The sequence below is a fragment of the Streptomyces sp. NPDC045955 genome (genome assembly GCF_056430805.1).
Map to the genome: position 1 here is coordinate 335556 of NZ_JBWKKY010000005.1, position 21520 is coordinate 357075.

At 69.2% G+C, this 21520-nt stretch carries 17 protein-coding genes; 16 read left to right on the forward strand and 1 reads right to left on the reverse strand.

Annotation, left to right across the window (positions count from 1 at the left end; genetic code table 11):
* The first annotated feature begins 4 nt into the window (after positions 1-4).
* The 4 genes from tig to clpX all read left to right on the forward strand — a co-directional run bounded on the left by tig (position 5) and on the right by clpX (position 4559).
* The gene (tig, locus tag AC07F0_RS13060) at positions 5-1408 is read left to right on the forward strand and encodes a trigger factor (RefSeq protein WP_436727078.1); all 1404 of its coding nucleotides are present in this window, start codon (positions 5-7) and stop codon (positions 1406-1408) included.
* A 259-nt stretch (positions 1409-1667) separates the two neighbouring features.
* Positions 1668-2273: an ATP-dependent Clp protease proteolytic subunit gene (locus tag AC07F0_RS13065; RefSeq protein ID WP_030240055.1), complete on the forward strand. Its 606-nt coding sequence runs from the start codon at positions 1668-1670 to the stop codon at positions 2271-2273.
* Positions 2274-2382: 109 nt separating this feature from the next.
* Positions 2383-3090 (forward strand): ATP-dependent Clp protease proteolytic subunit, encoded by a 708-nt coding sequence (locus AC07F0_RS13070; protein WP_020271909.1) that lies wholly within the window; start codon positions 2383-2385, stop codon positions 3088-3090.
* 182 nt (positions 3091-3272) lie between these two features.
* A complete protein-coding gene (gene clpX / locus AC07F0_RS13075; protein WP_010041898.1) occupies positions 3273-4559 on the forward strand; it encodes an ATP-dependent Clp protease ATP-binding subunit ClpX in 1287 nt (428 codons plus the stop codon).
* A gap of 60 nt (positions 4560-4619) precedes the next feature.
* Here the strand turns inward: clpX and AC07F0_RS13080 are convergent, their stop codons facing one another.
* The gene (locus AC07F0_RS13080; RefSeq protein WP_478977939.1) at positions 4620-5594 is read right to left on the reverse strand and encodes a hypothetical protein; all 975 of its coding nucleotides are present in this window, start codon (positions 5592-5594) and stop codon (positions 4620-4622) included.
* 138 nt (positions 5595-5732) lie between these two features.
* Here AC07F0_RS13080 and AC07F0_RS13085 point away from each other — a divergent pair, with 138 nt between their 5' ends.
* The 12 genes from AC07F0_RS13085 (at position 5733) to AC07F0_RS13140 (ending at position 21501) form a co-directional block, all read left to right on the forward strand.
* Positions 5733-8357 carry a valine--tRNA ligase gene (locus AC07F0_RS13085; RefSeq protein WP_478977942.1) on the forward strand — a complete coding sequence of 875 codons (2625 nt, stop codon included), beginning with the start codon at positions 5733-5735 and terminating at the stop codon, positions 8355-8357.
* 203 nt (positions 8358-8560) lie between these two features.
* A complete protein-coding gene (folC, locus tag AC07F0_RS13090) occupies positions 8561-10084 on the forward strand; it encodes a bifunctional tetrahydrofolate synthase/dihydrofolate synthase (protein ID WP_478977945.1) in 1524 nt (507 codons plus the stop codon).
* 5 nt (positions 10085-10089) lie between these two features.
* Positions 10090-10446 (forward strand): DUF4233 domain-containing protein, encoded by a 357-nt coding sequence (locus AC07F0_RS13095; protein WP_478977948.1) that lies wholly within the window; start codon positions 10090-10092, stop codon positions 10444-10446.
* Between the two features lie 65 nt (positions 10447-10511).
* Positions 10512-10925, forward strand: coding sequence for a nucleoside-diphosphate kinase (ndk, locus tag AC07F0_RS13100; RefSeq protein ID WP_274816273.1), 414 nt, complete (start codon positions 10512-10514; stop codon positions 10923-10925).
* Between the two features lie 265 nt (positions 10926-11190).
* A complete protein-coding gene (locus tag AC07F0_RS13105; RefSeq protein WP_030569938.1) occupies positions 11191-12210 on the forward strand; it encodes a rod shape-determining protein in 1020 nt (339 codons plus the stop codon).
* Positions 12211-12354: 144 nt separating this feature from the next.
* On the forward strand, positions 12355-13302 hold the full coding sequence (gene mreC / locus AC07F0_RS13110) for a rod shape-determining protein MreC (protein WP_478977951.1): 948 nt from the start codon (positions 12355-12357) through the stop codon (positions 13300-13302).
* A gap of 13 nt (positions 13303-13315) precedes the next feature.
* Positions 13316-13987, forward strand: coding sequence for a rod shape-determining protein MreD (mreD, locus tag AC07F0_RS13115; protein ID WP_307175164.1), 672 nt, complete (start codon positions 13316-13318; stop codon positions 13985-13987).
* Positions 13988-14189: 202 nt separating this feature from the next.
* Positions 14190-16436, forward strand: coding sequence for a penicillin-binding protein 2 (mrdA, locus tag AC07F0_RS13120; RefSeq protein ID WP_478977954.1), 2247 nt, complete (start codon positions 14190-14192; stop codon positions 16434-16436).
* The gene (rodA, locus tag AC07F0_RS13125) at positions 16433-17635 is read left to right on the forward strand and encodes a rod shape-determining protein RodA (protein WP_478977957.1); all 1203 of its coding nucleotides are present in this window, start codon (positions 16433-16435) and stop codon (positions 17633-17635) included. Before mrdA ends, rodA begins: the two co-directional genes overlap by 4 nt.
* 30 nt (positions 17636-17665) lie before the next feature.
* Positions 17666-17800, forward strand: a complete 135-nt coding sequence (locus AC07F0_RS13130; protein ID WP_478977960.1) for a hypothetical protein — start codon at positions 17666-17668, stop codon at positions 17798-17800.
* Positions 17801-17932: 132 nt separating this feature from the next.
* Positions 17933-19438: a CYTH and CHAD domain-containing protein gene (locus AC07F0_RS13135; protein ID WP_478977963.1), complete on the forward strand. Its 1506-nt coding sequence runs from the start codon at positions 17933-17935 to the stop codon at positions 19436-19438.
* 98 nt (positions 19439-19536) lie between these two features.
* The gene (locus AC07F0_RS13140) at positions 19537-21501 is read left to right on the forward strand and encodes a TIGR03960 family B12-binding radical SAM protein (RefSeq protein ID WP_478977966.1); all 1965 of its coding nucleotides are present in this window, start codon (positions 19537-19539) and stop codon (positions 21499-21501) included.
* Positions 21502-21520: the final 19 nt, after the last annotated feature.

Genomic DNA, 21520 nt, shown 5'->3' on the forward strand with positions numbered 1-21520 from the left:
AACCGTGAAGAGCGCCGTGGAGACCCTGAACCCGACTCGGGTTCGGCTCACTGTCGAGGTGCCCTTCGAGGAGCTCAAGGACAGCCTCGACGCGGCGTACAAGAAGATCAACCAGCAGGTCACGGTGAAGGGCTTCCGCAAGGGCAAGGTCCCGGCCCGGGTCATCGACCAGCGGTTCGGCCGCGGTGCGGTGCTGGAGGAGGCCGTCAACGACGCGCTGCCGAAGTTCTACACCGACGCGGTCAACGAGGCCGAGCTCAACCCCCTGGGCCAGCCGGAGGTGGACATCACGGAGCTGAAGGACGGCGAGACGCTGAACTTCACCGCCGAGGTCGACATCCGCCCCGCGATCGAGATCCCGGACTACTCCGGCATCGAGGTCGAGGTCGACGCCGTCGAGGTCACCGAGGAGGACGTCGACAAGGCGGTCGAGGAGCTCCGTGAGCGCTTCGCCACCACCGCCCCGGTCGAGCGTGCCGCCGAGGACGGCGACGTCGTGACGATCGACCTGGAGGCCAAGGTCGAGGGCGAGGTCCTCGAGGACGGCGTCGCGAACGGCGTCTCCTACACCATCGGCTCCGGCGAGCTGCTGGACGGCATCGACGACGCCGTGAAGGGCCTGGAGGCCGGTGGCGAGGCCACCTTCACCTCCGAGCTCAAGGGTGGCTCCGCCGCCGGCAAGGAGGCCGAGGTCACCGTCAAGGTCACCCAGGTCGCCAAGCGTGAACTGCCCGAGCTGGACGACGAGTTCGCGCAGCTCGCCTCCGAGTTCGACACCATCGAGGAGCTGCGCGCCGACAGCCGCAAGCGCCTGGAGAACATGAAGCAGTACGACCAGGCCACGCAGGCCCAGGAGCGCGTCCTGGAGAAGCTGCTCGAGCTGGTCGAGGTCCCCGTCCCCGAGAAGCTGCTCGAGGACGAGGTCAACACGCGCAAGCACAACCTCGAGCACCACCAGCTCGGCCAGATGGGTCTCGACCTCGCGAAGTACCTGGAGATCCAGGGCAAGAGCGAGGAGGAGTTCGAGACCGAGACCCGCGAGGCCGCGGTCAAGGGCATCAAGACCCAGTTCGTCCTCGACGAGCTCGTCAAGCAGGAGAAGCTCAACGTCAACCAGGAGGAGCTCACCGAGCACCTCATGCGGCGTGCCGCTTCCTCCGGCATGTCCCCCGACCAGTTCGCCCAGGCGGTCGTCGAGGGCGGCCAGGTTCCGCTCCTGGTCGGCGAGGTCGCCCGCGGCAAGGCCCTGGCCGTCGTGGTCGAGAAGGCCACGGTCAAGGACACCAACGGCGAGATCATCGACCTCGACGACGAGGAGGAGTCCGAGGCCGAGGCCACGGAGGCCTCCGCCGAGGAGACCCCGGCCGAGGCCGCCGAGGAGAAGGCCGAGGAGAAGACCGAGGGCTGAGCCCCCGGGCACTTCGCAACGCCGTGAGGACGGGCCCCGAGACACACAGTGCTTCTCGGGGCCCGTCGCGTTACCGGCCCCCGAGTCGCTACGCCCCCGGCGAACACTCCCATCTCCGGGATTCCCCGAAGGGACCCGCGCGTTAGGGTCCATGAATACCAGGGCAGTGGAGTCTCCGATACGGCTCCCGCCCCGCAGGGAACACGTGAGACGGCCCGGCGCCGTCGTAAGACGAGCAGGTGGATACGTGACGAATCTGATGCCTTCAGCCGCCGGCGAGCCTTCCATCGGTGGTGGCCTCGGCGACCAGGTCTACAACCGGCTGCTCAACGAGCGGATCATCTTCCTCGGCCAGCCGGTCGACGACGACATCGCGAACAAGATCACCGCACAGCTGCTGCTCCTTGCCGCCGATCCGGACAAGGACATCTACCTGTACATCAACAGCCCCGGCGGTTCGATCACGGCCGGCATGGCGATCTACGACACCATGCAGTTCATCAAGAACGACGTGGTGACGATCGCCATGGGCCTCGCGGCCTCGATGGGACAGTTCCTGCTCAGCGCCGGCACCCCCGGCAAGCGCTTCGCGCTGCCGAACGCCGAGATCCTCATCCACCAGCCCTCCGCCGGCCTGGCGGGCTCGGCATCGGACATCAAGATCCACGCCGAGCGGCTGCTGCACACCAAGAAGCGCATGGCCGAGCTCACCGCCCAGCACACCGGCCAGACGGTCGAGCAGATCACCCGCGACTCGGACCGCGACCGCTGGTTCGACGCCTTCGAGGCCAAGGAGTACGGCCTCATCGACGACGTGATCCCCACGGCCGCCGGCATGCCGGGCGGCGGCGGCACCGGGGCCTGAGAGGTCCCCACGGGGCCTGTGGCGCCCCGTGAGGCCCACGGAGCCCTCCCGGGCCCCCGAGACCCCAGACAGCCCCAGCCGACCGCCTCAGCCCTTTTCAGGAGACACCGTGAACCAGTTCCCCGGCAGCGGGATCTACGACCGTATGCACGCCGTGCAGGACATGCGTGCCGCTCAGGGCGAGTACACCGGCCCGCAGGCCGAGTCCCGCTACGTCATCCCGCGCTTCGTCGAGCGCACCTCCCAGGGCATCCGCGAGTACGACCCGTACGCGAAGCTCTTCGAGGAGCGCGTGATCTTCCTCGGCGTCCAGATCGACGACGCCTCCGCCAACGACGTCATGGCGCAGCTGCTGTGCCTGGAGTCGATGGACCCCGACCGTGACATCTCGGTCTACATCAACAGCCCCGGTGGCTCCTTCACGGCGCTCACGGCGATCTACGACACGATGCAGTACGTGAAGCCGGACATCCAGACGGTCTGCATGGGCCAGGCGGCCTCCGCCGCCGCCGTCCTGCTCGCCGCCGGTACGCCGGGCAAGCGCATGGCCCTGCCGAACGCGCGCGTGCTGATCCACCAGCCCTACAGCGAGACGGGCCGCGGCCAGGTGTCCGACCTGGAGATCGCCGCCAACGAGATCCTCCGGATGCGCTCGCAGCTGGAGGAGATGCTGGCCAAGCACTCCACGCAGACGATCGAGAAGATCCGCGAGGACATCGAGCGCGACAAGATCCTCACGGCCGAGGACGCGCTGAGCTACGGCCTGATCGACCAGGTCATCACCACCCGGAAGATGGACAACTCGAGCCTGCGCTGAGGCGAGAGGCTGTATCGTCTGCCGCCCCTTGGCACGGTTTCGGACGGTCCACGTCAAAGTGAACCGCGCCAAGGGGGGCCCGAACGAGGGGCCCGGCAAGGTACCGTCGGACATAAGGCAGCACCAGGAGTCCGCTTGGACGTCGGCGTCCAGGAGTCTCCCAGGCGAAGGGGAAGCACACCGTGGCACGCATCGGTGACGGCGGCGATCTGCTCAAGTGCTCGTTCTGCGGCAAGAGCCAGAAGCAGGTCAAGAAGCTCATCGCAGGGCCCGGTGTGTACATCTGCGACGAGTGCATCGACCTCTGCAACGAGATCATCGAGGAAGAGCTGGCGGAGACCAGCGAGGTCCGCTGGGAGGAGCTCCCGAAGCCCCGCGAGATCTACGAGTTCCTCGAGGGGTACGTGGTCGGCCAGGAGGCCGCCAAGAAGGCCCTCTCCGTAGCGGTCTACAACCACTACAAGCGGGTCCAGGCCGGTGAGAACGGCGGGGCGAACGGCCGCGACGACGCCATCGAGCTGGCGAAGTCCAACATCCTCCTCCTCGGCCCCACGGGCTCAGGCAAGACCCTCCTCGCGCAGACCCTCGCGCGGATGCTGAACGTCCCCTTCGCGATCGCCGACGCCACGGCCCTCACGGAGGCCGGATACGTCGGCGAGGACGTCGAGAACATCCTGCTCAAGCTGATCCAGGCCGCCGACTACGACGTCAAGAAGGCCGAGACCGGGATCATCTACATCGACGAGATCGACAAGGTCGCGCGGAAGAGTGAGAACCCCTCGATCACGCGCGACGTGAGCGGGGAGGGCGTACAGCAGGCCCTCCTCAAGATCCTCGAGGGCACCACGGCCTCCGTCCCGCCGCAGGGCGGCCGCAAGCACCCGCACCAGGAGTTCATCCAGATCGACACGACGAACGTGCTGTTCATCGTGGGCGGTGCCTTCGCGGGCCTGGAGAAGATCATCGAGTCCCGGGCCGGCGCCAAGGGCATCGGCTTCGGCGCGCAGATCCGCTCCAAGCGCGAGATGGAGTCCAAGGACCAGTTCCAGGAGGTCATGCCGGAGGACCTGGTCAAGTTCGGCATGATCCCCGAGTTCATCGGCCGCCTGCCCGTGATCACCTCGGTCCACAACCTCGACCGCGAGGCCCTGCTCCAGATCCTCGTCGAGCCGCGCAACGCGCTCGTGAAGCAGTACCAGCGCCTCTTCGAACTCGACGGCGTGGAGCTGGACTTCGAGCGCGAGGCCCTCGAAGCGATCGCGGACCAGGCCATCCTCCGCCAGACCGGCGCGCGAGGCCTGCGCGCCATCATGGAGGAAGTCCTCCAGGGCGTGATGTACGAGGTCCCGTCCCGCAAGGACGTGGCCCGGGTCGTCATCACGGCGGACGTCGTCCAGTCGAACGTCAACCCGACCCTGATTCCGCGGGACGCGCGCGGACGCGGTCCGGGAGAGCAGAAGACGGCCTAGTCACTCACTGCACGCGAAGGCGCCCAGCACTTCCGCTGGGCGCCTTCGTCGTTTCCGGCGTCAGGCCTTGACGCGGACTTCCCCGCGGACCTTGGTGGTGAGGTCGATCGCGACGTCCTTGGTGACGTCCTGCGCCGCGTCACCCGGCGACACGATGGCGATCGTGCTGTAGTCGGCCCACGCGCAGAACCAGTTGGTCTGCTCCTTATTGGTCGCCCGGTTCTGCCCCTTGACCGACTGGCACTTCATGACCGCGCCGTCGAGGTCGGCCGCCTCGGGCTCGCCGATCAGTTCGGGCTTGCCGGACCCGGTGGAGGACTCCTTCTCGGCCGACTTCTTGAAGTTGGCGAAGAACAGGTCCAGAGTCGCCTCCGGGTCGGAGATCTCACCGTAGGCACCGGCCACCGAAAGGGTCTTGGCCGTCGCCATCTTCGCCGCGGACGCCGGGTCGTCGGGGTCGTAGTCGCTCAGGTCGACCGTGTTGTAGAGCCCCGCCGCGGACTTGGCGTTCTTGACGCCGCTCTTCTCCAGCTCCGCCGTCGAGTCGGCGCCGACGGTGGACCCGTCCTTCGTGGTGCGCTTGTAGTCGCTGAGCACCGTCGCCGGCGTCGTGAGCTTGTGCGGACCGTCGTCCTCCAGGCCGCCACCACCCCCGCCGATCACGAAGTACGCGCCCACGGCGATCGCCGCGACCACCGCGACCGCGCCGATGACGATGCCTGTCTTCTTCTTGCCGCCGCCCGGGGCCGGGGGCTGGGGGACGCCGTACTGGGGCTGCTGGCCGTGGGGCGGCTGCTGGCCGTACTGGGGCTGCTGGCCGTACGGGGGCTGCTGGCCGTAGGGGCCCGGCTGGGGCGGGGCGCCCTGCGGGGCCTGCTGCGGGTAGCCGTAGCCGGGCTGGGGCGGAGGGGCCTGCTGGGGGTAGCCGTAGCCGGGCTGGGGCGCCTGCGGCTGCTGACCGTACGGACCGGGCTGGCCGTACGGTCCGGGCTGCTGGGGCTGCCCGCCGTACGGGCCCGGCTGGTTGTAGCTCATCTTCTGGGTTCCCCTCCAGATGCTTGTGCGTTCGAGACATCCTGGCGCAGACCCGTCGTGTGCATGGCATCGGGGCCTCCACCGTTACAAAGCAAACGCGTTTCGGGACGGGGTAGTGACACCTCTAAACTGACCCCCGTGACCGAGAACGCTCAGCAGCAGCCACCAGCGCCCAGCACCGACCTGCCGACCCAGTACGCGCCGGCCGACGTAGAGGGGCCGCTGTACGAGCGCTGGGTAGAGCGGGGTTACTTCGAGGCGGACGAGAAGAGCGACAAGCCGCCCTACACGATCGTCATCCCGCCGCCGAACGTCACGGGCAGCCTGCACCTCGGGCACGCCTTCGAACACACCCTCATCGACGCCCTGACCCGCCGTAAGCGGATGCAGGGCTACGAGACGCTGTGGCAGCCCGGCATGGACCACGCCGGTATCGCCACGCAGAACGTCGTCGAGCGCGAGCTGGCGAAGGAGAACAAGTCCCGGCACGACCTGGGCCGTGAGGTCTTCGTCGAGCGGGTCTGGCAGTGGAAGGGCGAGTCCGGCGGGCAGATCAGCGGACAGATGCGGCGCCTGGGAGACGGCGTCGCCTGGTCGCGTGAGCGCTTCACCATGGACGAGGGCCTCTCCCAGGCCGTCCAGACCATCTTCAAGCGGCTCTACGACGACGAGCTGATCTACCGCGCCGAGCGCATCATCAACTGGTGCCCCCGGTGCCTGACCGCCATCTCGGACATCGAGGTCGAGTACCAGGACGACGACGGCGAGCTCGTCTCCATGAAGTACGGCGACGGGGACGACACCATCGTCGTCGCCACCACCCGCGCCGAGACGATGCTCGGTGACACGGCCGTCGCCGTTCACCCCGAGGACGAGCGCTACAAGCACCTGGTCGGCAAGCTGGTGAAGCTGCCGCTGACCGACCGCTCCATCCCGGTCGTCGCGGACGAGCACGTCGACCCCGAGTTCGGCACGGGTGCCGTCAAGGTCACCCCGGCCCACGACCCGAACGACTTCGAGATCGGCCAGCGCCACGACCTCCCGGCCCTGACGATCATGGACGAGCACGCGGTCATCACGGCCCACGGCCCCTTCCAGGGCCAGGACCGCCTGGAGGCCCGCTCCGCGATCGTCGCCGCGCTGCGCGCCGAGGGCCGGATCGTCGCCGAGAAGCGGCCCTACGTCCACTCGGTCGGCCACTGCTCGCGCTGCAAGACGACCATCGAGCCGCGCCTGTCCATGCAGTGGTGGGTCAAGGTCGGACCGCTCGCGAAGGCCGCCGGTGACGCGGTCCGCGACGGCCGGGTCAAGATCCACCCGCAGGAGATGGAGAAGCGCTACTTCGACTGGGTCGACAACCTCCACGACTGGTGCATCTCGCGGCAGTTGTGGTGGGGCCACCGCATCCCGGTCTGGTACGGCCCGAACGGGGAAGTCGTCTGCGTCGGACCCGACGAGGAGCCCCCGAGCGGCGAGGGCTGGCGTCAGGACACCGACGTCCTCGACACCTGGTTCTCCTCCGGACTGTGGCCGTTCTCCACGCTGGGCTGGCCCGAACAGACCGAGTCGCTCGCGAAGTTCTACCCGAACTCGGTCCTGGTCACCGGCTACGACATCCTCTTCTTCTGGGTCGCCCGGATGATGATGTTCGGCCTGTACGCGATGGACGGCACCCCGCCGTTCCACACCATCGCCCTGCACGGCATGGTCCGCGACCAGTTCGGCAAGAAGATGTCGAAGTCCTTCGGCAACGCGGTCAACCCGCTGGACTGGATGGACAAGTACGGCAGCGACGCCCTGCGCTTCACCCTCGCCCGTGGCGCGAACCCGGGCGTCGACGTCCCGATCGGCGAGGACTGGGTCCAGGGCTCCCGCAACTTCGCCAACAAGATCTGGAACGCGACGCGCTTCGCGCTGATGAACGGCGCGACGGTGGACGGCCCGCTGCCGGACCCGTCGAAGATGTCCCCGACGGACCGCTGGATCCTCTCCCGCCTGAACACGGTCGTCGCGGAAGTCGACGCGTACTACGACGACTACCAGTTCGCGAAGCTGTCCGACGCCCTGTTCCACTTCGCGTGGGACGAGGTCTTCGACTGGTACGTCGAGCTGTCCAAGACGACGTTCCAGGCGGGCGGCGAGGCGGCCGAGGTCAGCAAGCGCGTCCTCGGTGAGGTCCTCGACGTCACGCTGAAGCTGCTGCACCCGGTGGTCCCCTTCGTCACCGAGACCCTGTGGACCACGCTCACCGGCGGCGAGTCGGTCGTCATCGCCGACTGGCCGAAGGACAGTGGCTTCCGGGACGCCGATGCCGAGCGTGAGATCGAGAGCCTCCAGTCGGTCATCACCGAGGTCCGCCGCTTCCGCGCCGACCAGGGCCTCCAGCCCGGCCAGCGGGTCCCGGCCCGGCTGACCCTGGACGGCACGCCGTTCGCGACGCACGAGGCCGCCATCCGCCAGCTGCTCCGGCTCCAGCCGGAGGGCGACGCCTTCACGGCCACGGCGACCCTGCCGGTCGCGGGCGCGGAGGTCGCCCTCGACCTGTCCGGCACGATCGACGTGGCGGCGGAGCGCAAGCGCCTCGCGAAGGACCTCGCGGCGGCGGAGAAGGAGAAGGCGCAGGCGAACGCCAAGCTCGGCAACGAGGCGTTCCTGGCGAAGGCCCCCGACCACGTCGTGGACAAGATCCGCACCCGCCTGGCCAAGGCGGAGGAGGACATCGCCCGGATCCAGGCACAGTTGGAGAGGCTGCCGCAGGCCTAGAGGTTCGTACGGTCGTGGAGGCCCCCGGAGCAGTCAGGTCCGGGGGCCTTTGACGTGGCTCAGGGGCACGTACTCAGGGGCGCGGGGCTGTATCGATGTGCGGCTCCGCCGCGTGGGCGCGACCGGCCACACACAACCCGCACACACACGACGACACAAACCACCCCCGACCTCTGTCACCCCCGCTCCGTAGACTGGGCCCCGTGAGCGAGCTCCCTCCAGACCACAGCGCCGACGACCAGCCCGACCCCCTCGACACCTTCGACGAGATCATCGCGGAGGAGACCACCCGCGACCCCGACCTCGCGGTCATCGAAGCCGGCAGCCGAACCCTGCGCACCCAGGGCGGCCCGCCCGACGCCGACATCCCGACCCGGCCCGCCGACCCCGAGGTCGACAAGGCCCTGCGCGAGGTCGAGGCGGAGCTCGCCACGCGCTGGGGCGAGACCAAGCTGGAGCCCTCCGTCAGCCGGATCGCCGCGCTGATGGACGTGCTGGGGGAGCCGCAGCGCTCGTACCCGTCGATCCACATCACGGGGACCAACGGCAAGACCTCCACGGCCCGCATGATCGAGGCTCTGCTCGGCGCCTTCGAGCTGCGGACCGGCCGCTACACCTCGCCCCACGTGCAGTCGATCACCGAGCGCATCAGCCTCGACGGCGCCCCCATCGCGCCCGAGCGGTTCATCGAGACGTACCAGGACATCAAGCCGTACCTGGAGATGGTCGACGCGTCGCAGGAGTACCGGCTGTCCTTCTTCGAGGTGCTGACCGGCATGGCGTACGCGGCGTTCGCCGACGCGCCCGCCGACGTCGCCGTCGTCGAGGTCGGCATGGGCGGCTCCTGGGACGCCACGAACGTGATCGACGCCGACGTCGCCGTCGTCACGCCCATCGACCTCGACCACACCGACCGGCTCGGCACCACGCACGCGGAGATCGCCGCCGAGAAGGCCGGCATCGTCAAGCAGGGCGCGACGGTGATCCTTGCGCAGCAGCCGGTCGACGCGGCGCAGGTGCTGCTGAAGAGGGCCGTCGAGGTGGACGCGACGGTGGCCCGGGAGGGCCTGGAGTTCGGTGTCGTGGAGCGGCAGGTGGCCGTCGGCGGTCAGCTGCTGACGCTGCGCGGCCTGGGCGGCGAGTACCCGGAGGTGTACCTGCCGCTGCACGGCGCGCACCAGGCGCACAACGCGGCCGTCGCGCTCGCCGCCGTCGAGGCGTTCTTCGGTGTCGGCGCGCAGCGGGCCGAGCCGCTCGACTTCGACACGGTCCGCAAGGCGTTCGCGGCCGTCGCCTCACCGGGCCGGCTGGAGGTCGTGCGGCGTTCCCCGACGGTCGTGCTCGACGCCGCCCACAACCCGGCGGGCGCCCGGGCGGCCGCCGAGGCGATCGGTGAGGCCTTCCAGTTCAGCCGGCTCATCGGTGTCGTCGGCGCGAGCGGCGACAAGAACGTGCGGGGGCTGCTGGAGGCCTTCGAGCCGGTGTTCGCCGAGGTCGTGGTCACGCAGAACTCCAGTCACCGCGCGATGGACGCCGACGAACTGGCCGGTATCGCCGTCGAGGTGTTCGGCGAGGAGCGCGTCCAGGTCGAGCCGCGGCTGCCCGACGCGCTGGAGGCCGCGATCACGCTGGCCGAGGAGGAGGGCGAGTTCGCGGGCGGCGGTGTGCTCGTCACCGGTTCCGTCATCACCGTCGGCGAGGCCCGACTGCTCCTGGGGAGGGGCTGAGATCCGTGCGTACGCTCTGTTCTTCGACCCTGATCGGCGAGTTCTTCATCATCGGCTTCGCCGGTCTGGTCGCCATGAAGGATCCCGACCTGTCCATGACGACCGTGTGGACGGTCAGCGGTGTCGCGATGTTCCTGTGCCTGCTGCTGTGCGGTCTGGTGACGCGCCCGGGCGGGGTCGCGCTCGGCTGGGCGCTGCAGATCGCGCTCATCGCGTCGGGCTTCGCCGTGCCGATGATGTTCTTCCTGGGCGTGGTCTTCGCGGCCCTGTGGTGGGCGTCCGTGCACTACGGGCGGAAGGTGGACGAGGCGAAGGCGAGATTCGCGGCTCAGTCCAGCTCCTCCACACCTGACGCTGCGTAACAGGCTCCGTGACACGCCGGGTAATCTCGTCCCACCGCACAACCTTGATACATAAGGAGCCCGTCGTGAGCCAGCGCACCCTCGTCCTCCTCAAGCCCGACGCCGTCCGTCGCGGCCTGACCGGCGAGATCATCAGCCGCATCGAGCGCAAGGCGGGCTGGGCGATCACCGCGCTGGAACTGCGCACCCTGGACCAGGACACGCTGGAGCAGCACTACGGCGAGCACAAGGGCAAGCCCTTCTACGAGCCGCTGGTGGAGTTCATGGCCTCCGGCCCGGTCGTGGCGATGATCGTCGAGGGTGAGCGGGTCATCGAGGGGCTGCGCGCGCTCGCCGGGCCGACCGACCCGATCGCCGCGGCCCCGGGCTCCATCCGCGGCGACTACGGCGTCATCGTCCGGGAGAACCTGATCCACGCCTCCGACTCGGAGGAGTCCGCCGAGCGTGAGGTGAAGATCTTCTTCCCGGGTCGCGCCTGAAGTGAAACGGTGAGGGAAGTCTGGGAGCCGCGGCTCCCGGACTTTTCTGGCATATGCGTGGCGATCGAGGGAACGATGGTCCCCGAACGCCCGTCTCCACAAGCGAACCCGCACAGCATCTGCTGACAATGGCGGAGACCCTCCCGCAGTGTTCGCGAAGGCGCGTCTACGATGGAAGCCTTCACGTCACAGCACCCACCTTTGCCTACCTGAAAAGCCCTCAAAAGCTAGTGGGAAGGCCAGACGAATCCTGATGGGGAACTCAATGTCGTTCATCGGCCGTGACATGGCTGTCGACCTCGGGACCGCCAACACGCTGGTGTACGTCAGGGGTCGCGGGATCGTACTCAACGAGCCGTCCGTCGTTGCGATCAACACCAACACCGGTGGCATCCTCGCGGTCGGTGCCGAAGCGAAGAAGATGATCGGGCGCACGCCCGGCAACATCGTTGCCGTTCGTCCGCTGAAGGACGGTGTGATCGCCGACTTCGAGATCACCGAGCGGATGCTCCGCTACTTCATCCTGAAGATCCACAAGCGGCGGTATCTGGCTCGTCCGCGGGTCGTCGTCTGTGTGCCCTCGGGCATCACGGGCGTCGAGCGCCGTGCCGTCATCGAGGCGTCGTCCCAGGCCGGCGCCCGCCAGGTGCACATCATCGAGGAGCCCATGGCCGCTGCCATCGGCTCCGGCCTGCCGGTCCACGAGGCCACGGGCAACATGGTGGTCGACATCGGCGGCGGCACCACGGAGGTCGCGGTCATCTCCCTCGGCGGCATCGTCACCGCCCAGTCCATCCGTGTCGCGGGCGACGAGCTGGACAACGCGATCATCCAGCACATCAAGAAGGAGTACTCCCTCCTGCTGGGTGAGCGCACGGCCGAGCAGATCAAGATCACGATCGGTTCTGCGTACGACCTGGACACCGACGAGCACACCGAAATCCGCGGCCGGGACCTGGTCTCCGGGCTGCCGAAGACCGTCGTGGTCTCCGCCGCGGAGGTCCGCAAGGCGATCGAGGAGCCGGTCAACGCGATCGTCGACGCCGTCAAGACGACCCTCGACAAGTGCCCGCCGGAGCTGTCCGGCGACATCATGGACCGAGGAATCGTTCTGACCGGCGGCGGAGCGCTGCTGAGGGGCCTGGACGAGCGGCTGCGCCGGGAGACCGGCATGCCGATCCATATCGCCGAGGACCCGCTGGACAGTGTGGCGCTCGGTTCCGGAAAGTGCGTCGAGGAGTTCGAGGCGCTCCAGCAGGTGCTGGACGCTCAGCCGCGCAGATGACGTAACTCTTCGATTCCGCCGTACGGGACGATCTCCTCTCGTACGGCGGATCGTTGATATAGATGCATAAGCTCCCACAATGCAGCCCCTCGGGTTTCCCTGGGGCTTCCCGAATTCCTATGAGGAAGGGCACGGCCGCCGCACGTGAGGGACACACGAGAGAGCCGGCTGCTCCTGGTGCTGCTGATCGCCATCGCGTTCGCGTTGATCACGGTGGACATTCGCGGTGGGGAGGATTCCCCGGTCGACGGTGCCCGGCAGGGCGCGGCGGCGGTCTTCGGCCCGATCGAGAGCGGTGTGTCGGCCGCGGTCGACCCGGTCGGCAACGCGGTCTCCGCCATCCGGGAGTCCGGTGAGCGGCATGACCGGCTCGCCGCGCTGGAAGAGGAGAACGCGGCCCTGAAGGCGCGGCTCGGCAGCGACGACCGCAGCCGCAGCCGCCTCAAGCAGCTCGACAAGATGCTGAAGATCGCCGGCCAGGGTCAGTACGGCATCAAGGGCGCCGAGGTCATCGCCATCGGGGCCGCGCAGGGCTTCTCCTGGACCATCACCATCGACGTCGGCGCCAACGACGGCATCAAACGCGACATGACCGTCCTGAACGGGGACGGGCTCGTCGGCCGGGTCACCACCGTCGGACCCAACACCGCCACGGTCCTGCTCGCCAGCGACCCCGACTTCACGGTCGGCACCCGGATGGAGGCCAGTGACGAGCTGGGCTTCGCCTCCGGGCAGGGCGACCGCCCGCTGCGCGTGGAACTCCTCAACGGCAAGGCGGAGGTGAAGAAGGGCGACCGCCTGGTCACCTTCGGCTCGCAGGCCGACCGTCCGTTCGTACCCGGCGTGCCCGTCGGTGTGGTTTCCCGCGTCGACCCGTCCGGCGGCAATCTGACCCGCACGCTCTACGTCACGCCGTACGCCGCCTTCAGCAAGCTCGACATCGTCGGCGTCGTCGTCGAGGCCCCGAAGAAGGACCCGCGCGACACGGTGCTCCCGCCCAAGCCGAAGCCGACTCCGAGGCCGACGGTGACGGTGACCGTGGCGCCGTCCGCCGAGGCCCCCGCAGACGGCCAGAACCAGCAAGAGCAGTAGGAGCTGTCACCCCATGCGCGTCAACCGGATCCTGCTCTCCTCCGCCCTGGTCGTCGTCGCCCTGGTGATCCAGGTGAGCGTCCTCGCCCGCCTGCACCTGCCGGGCGCCGTGCCCGACCTGATGCTCCTCACCGTCCTCGGCCTGGCCCTGGTGTACGGCCATGTGGGTGGCGCCCTCGTCGGTTTCGGCGCGGGCCTGCTCGCCGATCTGGCCCCGCCGGCCGACCACGCCGCCGGGCGCTACGCGCTCGTGCTGTGCGTCATCGGCTACCTCGCGGGTCTGGTGAAGCCGGAGACGGGTCAGCTGAAGTCCGCCACCGGCCCCATGGTCGTGGTGGTCGCCGCCGCCCTCGGCTCCACCCTGCTGTACGCCGGGGTCGGTGCCCTCGTCGGGGACACCGCCGCCCGCCATGTGGGCCTGGGCAGTCTGCTGTTCACGGCGGCCCTGTACGACCTGCTGCTCGCCCCGTTCGTGGTGCCGGGAGTGATGGCGCTGGCCAGACGCGCCGAGAACGATCCGCTCGCCGAGACCGGCTCCGGGGCGAAGGCCACGGACATCTCCTCCGGCTGGCTCTCCGGCGGCACCGGTCTGAAGATCGGCAGCCAGCGGAACGGGCTGCGGGTGAAGGCGGCCCGGGCGCGGATGGCGCGGGCCGGGCGCATCAAGGGGGTCAAGCGGCTGTGAACACAGGGAAGTTCACCCGAACGGATCCCTCCGGTCGGAACGACGGCTCGTGGGCCCGTCGTTCCTCACTCGTATCCGCACACACGTGCCCGGACAGACGCTCGCACCCGGGCTTGGCTTCGCACCCGGACCCTGTCTCGAGCTCGGGCCCGGCTCTGTACAAGCACATCCGTACGCGCACTGAGAGGGGGAGGCAGCCGCAGTGACCAACATCCCCGAGACCGGGCGGAATCCGCGGGTCCAGATCCGGCTCGTCGTCATCCAGGTCCTCGTCCTGTCCCTCCTGCTCACCCTCGGCGGACGCCTGTGGTACCTCCAGATCCGTGAGGGCGCGGCATACGCCAAGGAGGCGTCGGGCAACCACGTCCAGCAGGTCGTCCAGCCCGCAGTCCGCGGCTCCATCCTGGACGCGCGCGGCGTGGCCCTCGCCGACAACGAGACGCGACTGGTCGTCTCCGCCTCCCGCACCGACCTGCTGAAGATGCCGGACGACGGCAAGGACGTCCTCACCAAGCTCGCCGGAGTCCTGGGCATGACGCCCAAGGAAGTCCAGGAGAAGGTCCGGCTCTGCGACGCCAAGACGCCCCAGCCCTGCTGGAACGGCTCGCCGTACCAGCCCATCCCCATCACCGACGAGGCCACCCCCAAGCAGGCCCTCCAGATCCGCGAGCGCGCCGAGGACTTCCCCGGCATCACCGCCGAGCCCGAGGCCGTGCGCCGCTACCCGAGCCCGGGCAAGGCCAACACCGCCCAGGTCCTCGGCTACCTCTCGCCGGTCACCGACGAGGAGATCAAGAAGGCGCAGAACACCAACTCGCCGTATCTGCGCTCCGACCAGGTCGGCCGCTCCGGCCTGGAGCGCCAGTACGACAAGCAGCTGCGCGGCAAGGCCGGCGTCACGCGCTACGAGGTCGACAACCTCGGCCGCGTCATCGGCCAGGCCGAGGCCGACCCGGCCCACCCCGGTGACAACCTCGTCACCAGCATCGACGCCCGCGTCCAGCGGATCGCCGAGTACGAGCTGAACGAGGCCATGAAGCAGGCCCGCAAGGAGCACGACCGCAACACGGGCACGAACTACAAGGCCGACTCCGGCGCCGTCGTCGTCATGGAGGCCAAGACCGGCCGCGTCGTGGCCATGGCCTCCAACCCGACGTACGACCCGAACGCCTGGGTGGGCGGCATCTCCGCCAAGGACTACGCGCGCCTCACCGGCAAGAGCTCCAACTACCCGCTGCTCAACCGCGCGATCCAGGGGCAGTCGGCCCCCGGCTCCGTCTTCAAGGTGATCCCGACGGCCGCCGCGGTCAACGCGGGCTACTCCTTCGACGGCCCCTACCAGTGCTCCAGCTCGTACTCGATCGGCGGCCAGGTCTTCAAGAACTTCGAGTCCAAGGGATACGGCCCGATCAGCCTCGGCCGCGCCCTGGAGGTCTCCTGCGACACGGTCTTCTACCGGCTCTCCCACGAGGAGTGGAAGAAGGACGGCGGCACCAAGCCGAAGAAGCACCCGAGCGACTGGTTCTACAAGACCGCCCACCAGTTCGGCCTCGGCAAGGAGACCGGCATCGACCTGCCCAACGAGGTCACCGGCCGCGTCCCCGACCGCAAGTGGAAGCTGGACTACTGGAAGGCCAACAAGGACGCCTGGTGCCGCACCGGCAAGCGCGACGGCAGCTACGCCGAGAAGATCGCCTACGAGAACTGCCTCGAAGGCAACCGCATGCGCGCCGGCGACTCCGTCAACTACTCCATCGGCCAGGGCGACACCCTCGTCACGCCCATCCAGATGGCCACCATCTACTCGGCCATCTCCAACGGCGGCACCCTCTACAACCCCTCCGTCGGCAAGGCCGTCATCAGCGCCGACGGCAAGACCGTCACGCCGATCAAGCCCCGGTCGCACGGCAAGCTGCCGATGACGCAGGAGACGCGTAACGCGATAGACGAAGCCCTCGCGGGAGTCGCCACCCGCGGTACGGCCGCCTGGCGGTTCGGCGGCTGGCCGCAGGACAAGATCCCGATGCACGCCAAGACGGGTACGGCGGAGGTCTACGGCAAGCAGACCACCTCCTGGTTCGCCACGTACACCAAGGACTACTCGATCGTCATGACGATCTCCCAGGGTGGTACGGGCTCCGGCGCCTCGGGCCCCGCCGTCCGCAACATCTACAACGCGCTGTACGGCGTCTCCCCGGACGGCGACATCGACCGGAAGAAGGCCCTGCTGCCCAACCCGCAGACGACCCTGCCGAAGGTCAAGACGGACGGCACCATCGCCTCCCCGAAGGTCCCCAAGGACCCGGCCAAGGACCGGCAGGCGGACAAGAAGGACCCGAACGCCCCGGCCGACCCGCTCCAGCCGGCCACGTCGGCCCCGCCGTCGCCGGAGAACCGAGACACCCGAAGGCGTCGGCGCCGGCGGGGAAGCCGGAGGTTGCCGACATGACCGGCGGTGTGAACAGCTTTCAGGTCTCCGGCTACGGCCCCGAGCGCTCCGGCTGGACCAGACTCCTCGCCCGCGACTCGGTGGCGCGGCGGCTGGACTGGCCGATCCTGATGTCGGCGATGGCCCTGTCCCTGCTCGGCACGCTCCTCGTCTACTCGGCGACCCGCAACCGCACGGAGCTCAACCAGGGCGACCAGTACTTCTTCCTCATCCGGCACCTGCTCAACACCGGTATCGGCCTCGCCCTGATGGCCGGCACGATCTGGCTCGGCCACCGCGGCCTGCGCACGGCCGTGCCGGTCCTGTACGGCTTCTCGGTCCTGCTGATCCTGCTGGTGCTCACCCCGCTCGGCTCCACGATCAACGGCGCCCATTCGTGGATCAAGCTCCCCGGCGGCTTCTCCCTCCAGCCCTCGGAGTTCGTGAAAGTCACGATCATCCTGGGCATGGCGATGCTGCTGGCGGCCAGAGTCGACGCCGGCGACCGGCAGTACCCCGACCACCGCACGGTCATGCAGGCCCTGGGCCTGGCCGCCGTGCCCATGGTGATCGTGATGCTCATGCCCGACCTCGGGTCGGTCATGGTGATGGTCATCATCGTGCTCGGCGTCCTGCTCGCCTCCGGTGCCACCAACCGGTGGGTGTTCGGGCTGCTCGGCGCGGGCGCCATCGGCGCGGTCACCGTCTGGCAGATCGGGGTGCTCGACGACTACCAGATCGCCCGCTTCGCCGCCTTCGCCAACCCCGAGCTCGATCCGGCCGGCGTCGGCTACAACACCAACCAGGCCCGCATCGCCATCGGCTCCGGCGGCCTGACCGGCTCCGGCCTCTTCCACGGCTCGCAGACCACCGGCCAGTTCGTGCCCGAGCAGCAGACGGACTTCGTCTTCACCGTGGCCGGGGAGGAACTGGGCTTCCTCGGCGGCGGCCTGATCATCCTGCTGCTCGGCATCCTCCTGTGGCGGGCCTGCCGTATCGCCCGCGAGACGAGCGACCTGTACGGCACGATCGTCGCCGCCGGCATCGTCGCCTGGTTCGCCTTCCAGACGTTCGAGAACATCGGTATGACGCTCGGCATCATGCCGGTCACCGGCCTGCCGCTGCCGTTCGTGTCGTACGGCGGCTCGTCGATGTTCGCCGTGTGGATAGCGGTCGGTCTGCTGCAGTCGATCCGGGTACAACGACCGATGTCGGCCTAGCGGGGACCGGCGTACGAGGACACAGTCGATGTGCCCGAAGCCACCCACGTCACCCCGCAGGGCCACTTCGTCACCTGCGACGGCGACGGCTCGCTCCACCTGCCGGTCGCCTACCTCTACTCGGTCGACGGGGCCTGCTCGGCGAGGACTGCTGGGCGCCCCTGACCGGCTGGACCAGCGAGGAGGGCGCCTTGCGGCCGGAGTTCACTGCGGCCCTGCTGACGACCTGAACGCGACGCCCCTCGTGAGGGCCCCGACCACTGCCGTCCCGGCCGGTCTGCCACTAGATTCAATGTCATGGCGGAGACCAAGCGCGAGGTCGAGCGGAAGTACGAGTCCGAAGACAGCGGGCTTCCCGACCTGACCGGTGTCGCCGGGGTCGCGGCCGTGCTCGACAAGGGTGTCGCCCACCTCGACGCCACCTACTACGACACCGCCGACGAACGCCTCGCCGCGTCGTCCGTCACCCTGCGCCGCCGCACCGGCGGCTCGGACGCGGGCTGGCATCTGAAGTTCCCCGTCGCCCCCGGCGTCCGCGACGAGATCCGGGCCCCGCTCTCCGACACCCTCCCGGACGACCTCGCCGGGCTCGTTCGCTCCCGCGTCCGCGGTGGCGAACTGCTGCCCGTCGTCCGGCTGCGCTCCGACCGTGACGTGCGTCACCTCGTCGACGCCGACGGCCGGCTGCTCGCCGAGGTCAGCGTCGACGCCGTCCAGGCCGACCGGCTCACGGCCGGCGGCGGTGCAGCGCAGTGGACGGAGATCGAGGTGGAGCTCGCCGACGGGGGAGACCCGGCCTTCCTCGACACAGTGGAGAAGCGGCTGCGCAAGGCGGGCGTCCGGCCGTCGGCCTCGGCGTCGAAGCTGGCGCGGGCCCTGGCGGAGACGGCGCCGCACGACCAGCGCGCGTCCGCCCCCGCCGCGGAACCGGTGACGGCCTCGGACCACGTCCTGGCGTACGTGCGCGCCCAGCGGGACGCCCTCGTCGAACTCGACCCGGCCGTGCGGCGGGATGCCGAGGACTCCGTGCACAGCCTGCGCGTGGCCACCCGCAGGCTGCGCAGCGCCTTCAAGTCCTACGGCGAGATCCTCGACCGGACCGTCACCGACCCGGTCGGCGACGAGCTGAAATGGCTGGCCGGTGAGCTGGGCCTGGACCGGGACCGCGAAGTGCTGACCGAACGGCTCACGGCGGCCCTCGACGAGGTGCCGGCCACCCTGGTGCGCGGCCCGGTCGGCGAGCGGCTGCACACCTGGGCGAGAACCGAGCACGGCGGGGCCCGAAGCCGGCTCATCGGCGTCCTGGACTCCCGCCGCTATCTCGCCCTGCTCGACACCCTCGACGCGCTGATCACCGACCCGCCCCTGCGGAAGGCGGCCGGCAAGAAGCCCCGCAAGCCGATCACCAGAGCCGTGAAGAAGGACTTCCGCAGGGTCGCCGGGCTGGTCGAGCGGGCCGTGGAACTGGAGCCCGGCACCGACCGCGACGTCGCGATCCACGAGGCCCGCAAGAAGACCAAGCGCGCCCGCTACGCGGCAGAGGCGGCCCGGCCGGCCCTCGGCAAGCCGGCCAAGGGCCTGGTCAAGTCCATGAAGGCGCTCCAGGCCCTGCTCGGCGAGCACCAGGACAGCGTGATGGCCCGGCAGGCACTGCGCGAGCTGTCGGCGGTCGCCCACGCGGCCGGGGAGAGCGCATTCACCTACGGCTTGCTCCATGAGCGCGAGGAGCAGCGGGCGGCGCGCGTGGAGACCGAGCTGCCCGGATTCTGGGACCGGATCAAGAACGGGGCGGCGGGCCTGTGATCCTCCGCTGATCTTCCGCGCGTACGAAGGTGCGTCCGGGGCGCGTTAGTCTGGATGGTCACCCTGTCCGTTCAGTCCAGCCCACGAAGGTGCGCGACATGCCTGCCGAAGTCGCTGCGTCGGTGTTCCCGCAGCTCGAAGCTCTGCTCCCGCACGTGCAGAAGCCGATCCAGTACGTCGGCGGAGAACTCAACTCCACGGTCAAGGACTGGGACTCCTGTGACGTCCGCTGGGCGCTCATGTACCCGGACGCCTACGAGGTCGGCCTGCCCAACCAGGGCGTCCAGATCCTCTACGAGGTGCTCAACGAGCAGCAGGGCGTCCTCGCCGAGCGCACCTACAGCGTGTGGCCGGACCTCGAGGAGCTGATGCGGGAGCACGGCGTCCCGCAGTTCACGGTGGACAGCCACCGGCCCGTGAAGGCCTTCGACGTGCTGGGCCTGTCCTTCTCCACGGAGCTGGGCTACACCAACATGCTGGCGGCCCTGGACCTCTCCGGGATTCCTCTGGAGTCCAAGGACCGCGGCCTGGACGACCCGATCGTCATGGCCGGCGGTCACGCCGCGTTCAACCCCGAGCCGATCGCGGACTTCATCGACTGCGCGGTGATCGGTGACGGCGAGCAGGCCGTCCTGGAGGTCACTGCGATCATCCGCGCCTGGAAGGCCGAGGGCCGCCCCGGCGGCCGCGAGGAGCTCCTCTTCCGCCTGGCGAGGACGGGCGGGGTGTACGTGCCCGGCTTCTACGACGTCGAGTACCTGCCGGACGGCCGTATCGCCCGCGTCGTACCGAAGCGCAGCGGTGTCCCGTGGCGCGTCTCCAAGCACACGGTGATGGACCTCGACGAGTGGCCGTACCCCAAGCAGCCCCTGGTCCCCCTCGCGGAGACCGTCCACGAGCGCATGTCCGTGGAGATCTTCCGCGGCTGCACCCGCGGCTGCCGGTTCTGCCAGGCCGGCATGATCACCCGCCCGGTCCGCGAGCGCTCCATCACGGGCATCGGCGACATGGTCGAGCAGGGCCTGAAGGCGACGGGCTTCGAGGAGGTGGGCCTGCTGTCCCTCTCCTCGGCGGACCACTCGGAGATCGGCGACATCGCCAAGGGCCTCGCGGACCGCTACGAGGACGACAAGGTCGGCCTCTCCCTCCCGTCCACCCGCGTGGACGCCTTCAACATCGACCTGGCGAACGAACTCACGCGCAACGGCCGCCGCTCCGGCCTCACCTTCGCCCCCGAGGGCGGCTCGGAGCGCATCCGCAAGGTCATCAACAAGATGGTCTCGGAAGAGGACCTGATCCGCACGGTCGCCACCGCCTACGGCAACGGCTGGCGCCAGGTGAAGCTGTACTTCATGTGCGGCCTGCCGACGGAGACCGACGACGACGTCCTCCAGATCGCCGACATGGCGACGAAGGTCATCGCCAAGGGCCGTGAGGTCTCGAAGTCCAACGACATCCGCTGCACGGTCTCGATCGGCGGCTTCGTCCCCAAGCCCCACACCCCCTTCCAGTGGGCGCCGCAGCTGTCGGCGGAGGAGACGGACGCCCGCCTGGAGAAGCTGCGCAACAAGATCCGCGGCGACAAGAAGTACGGCCGCTCCATCGGCTTCCGCTACCACGACGGCAAGCCCGGCATCGTCGAGGGCCTGCTGTCCCGCGGCGACCGCCGGATCGGCGCCGTCATCCGCGCGGTCTACGACGACGGCGGCCGCTTCGACGGCTGGCGCGAGCACTTCTCGTACGACCGCTGGATGCGGTGCGCCGAGAAGGCCCTGGCCCCCTTCGGCGTCGACGTCGACTGGTACACGACGCGCGAGCGTACGTACGAGGAAGTCCTCCCCTGGGACCACCTGGACTCCGGCCTCGACAAGGACTGGCTCTGGGAGGACTGGCAGGACGCACTCGACGAGACGGAGGTCGAGGACTGCCGCTGGACGCCGTGCTTCGACTGCGGGGTCTGCCCGCAGATGGACACCCAGATCCAGATCGGCCCGACGGGCAAGAAGCTCCTGCCCCTGACGGTCAAGAACGCGGCCCCGGCGCCGAGCGGTCACGCGCACTGACGGCCGTCCGGCGGCGGCA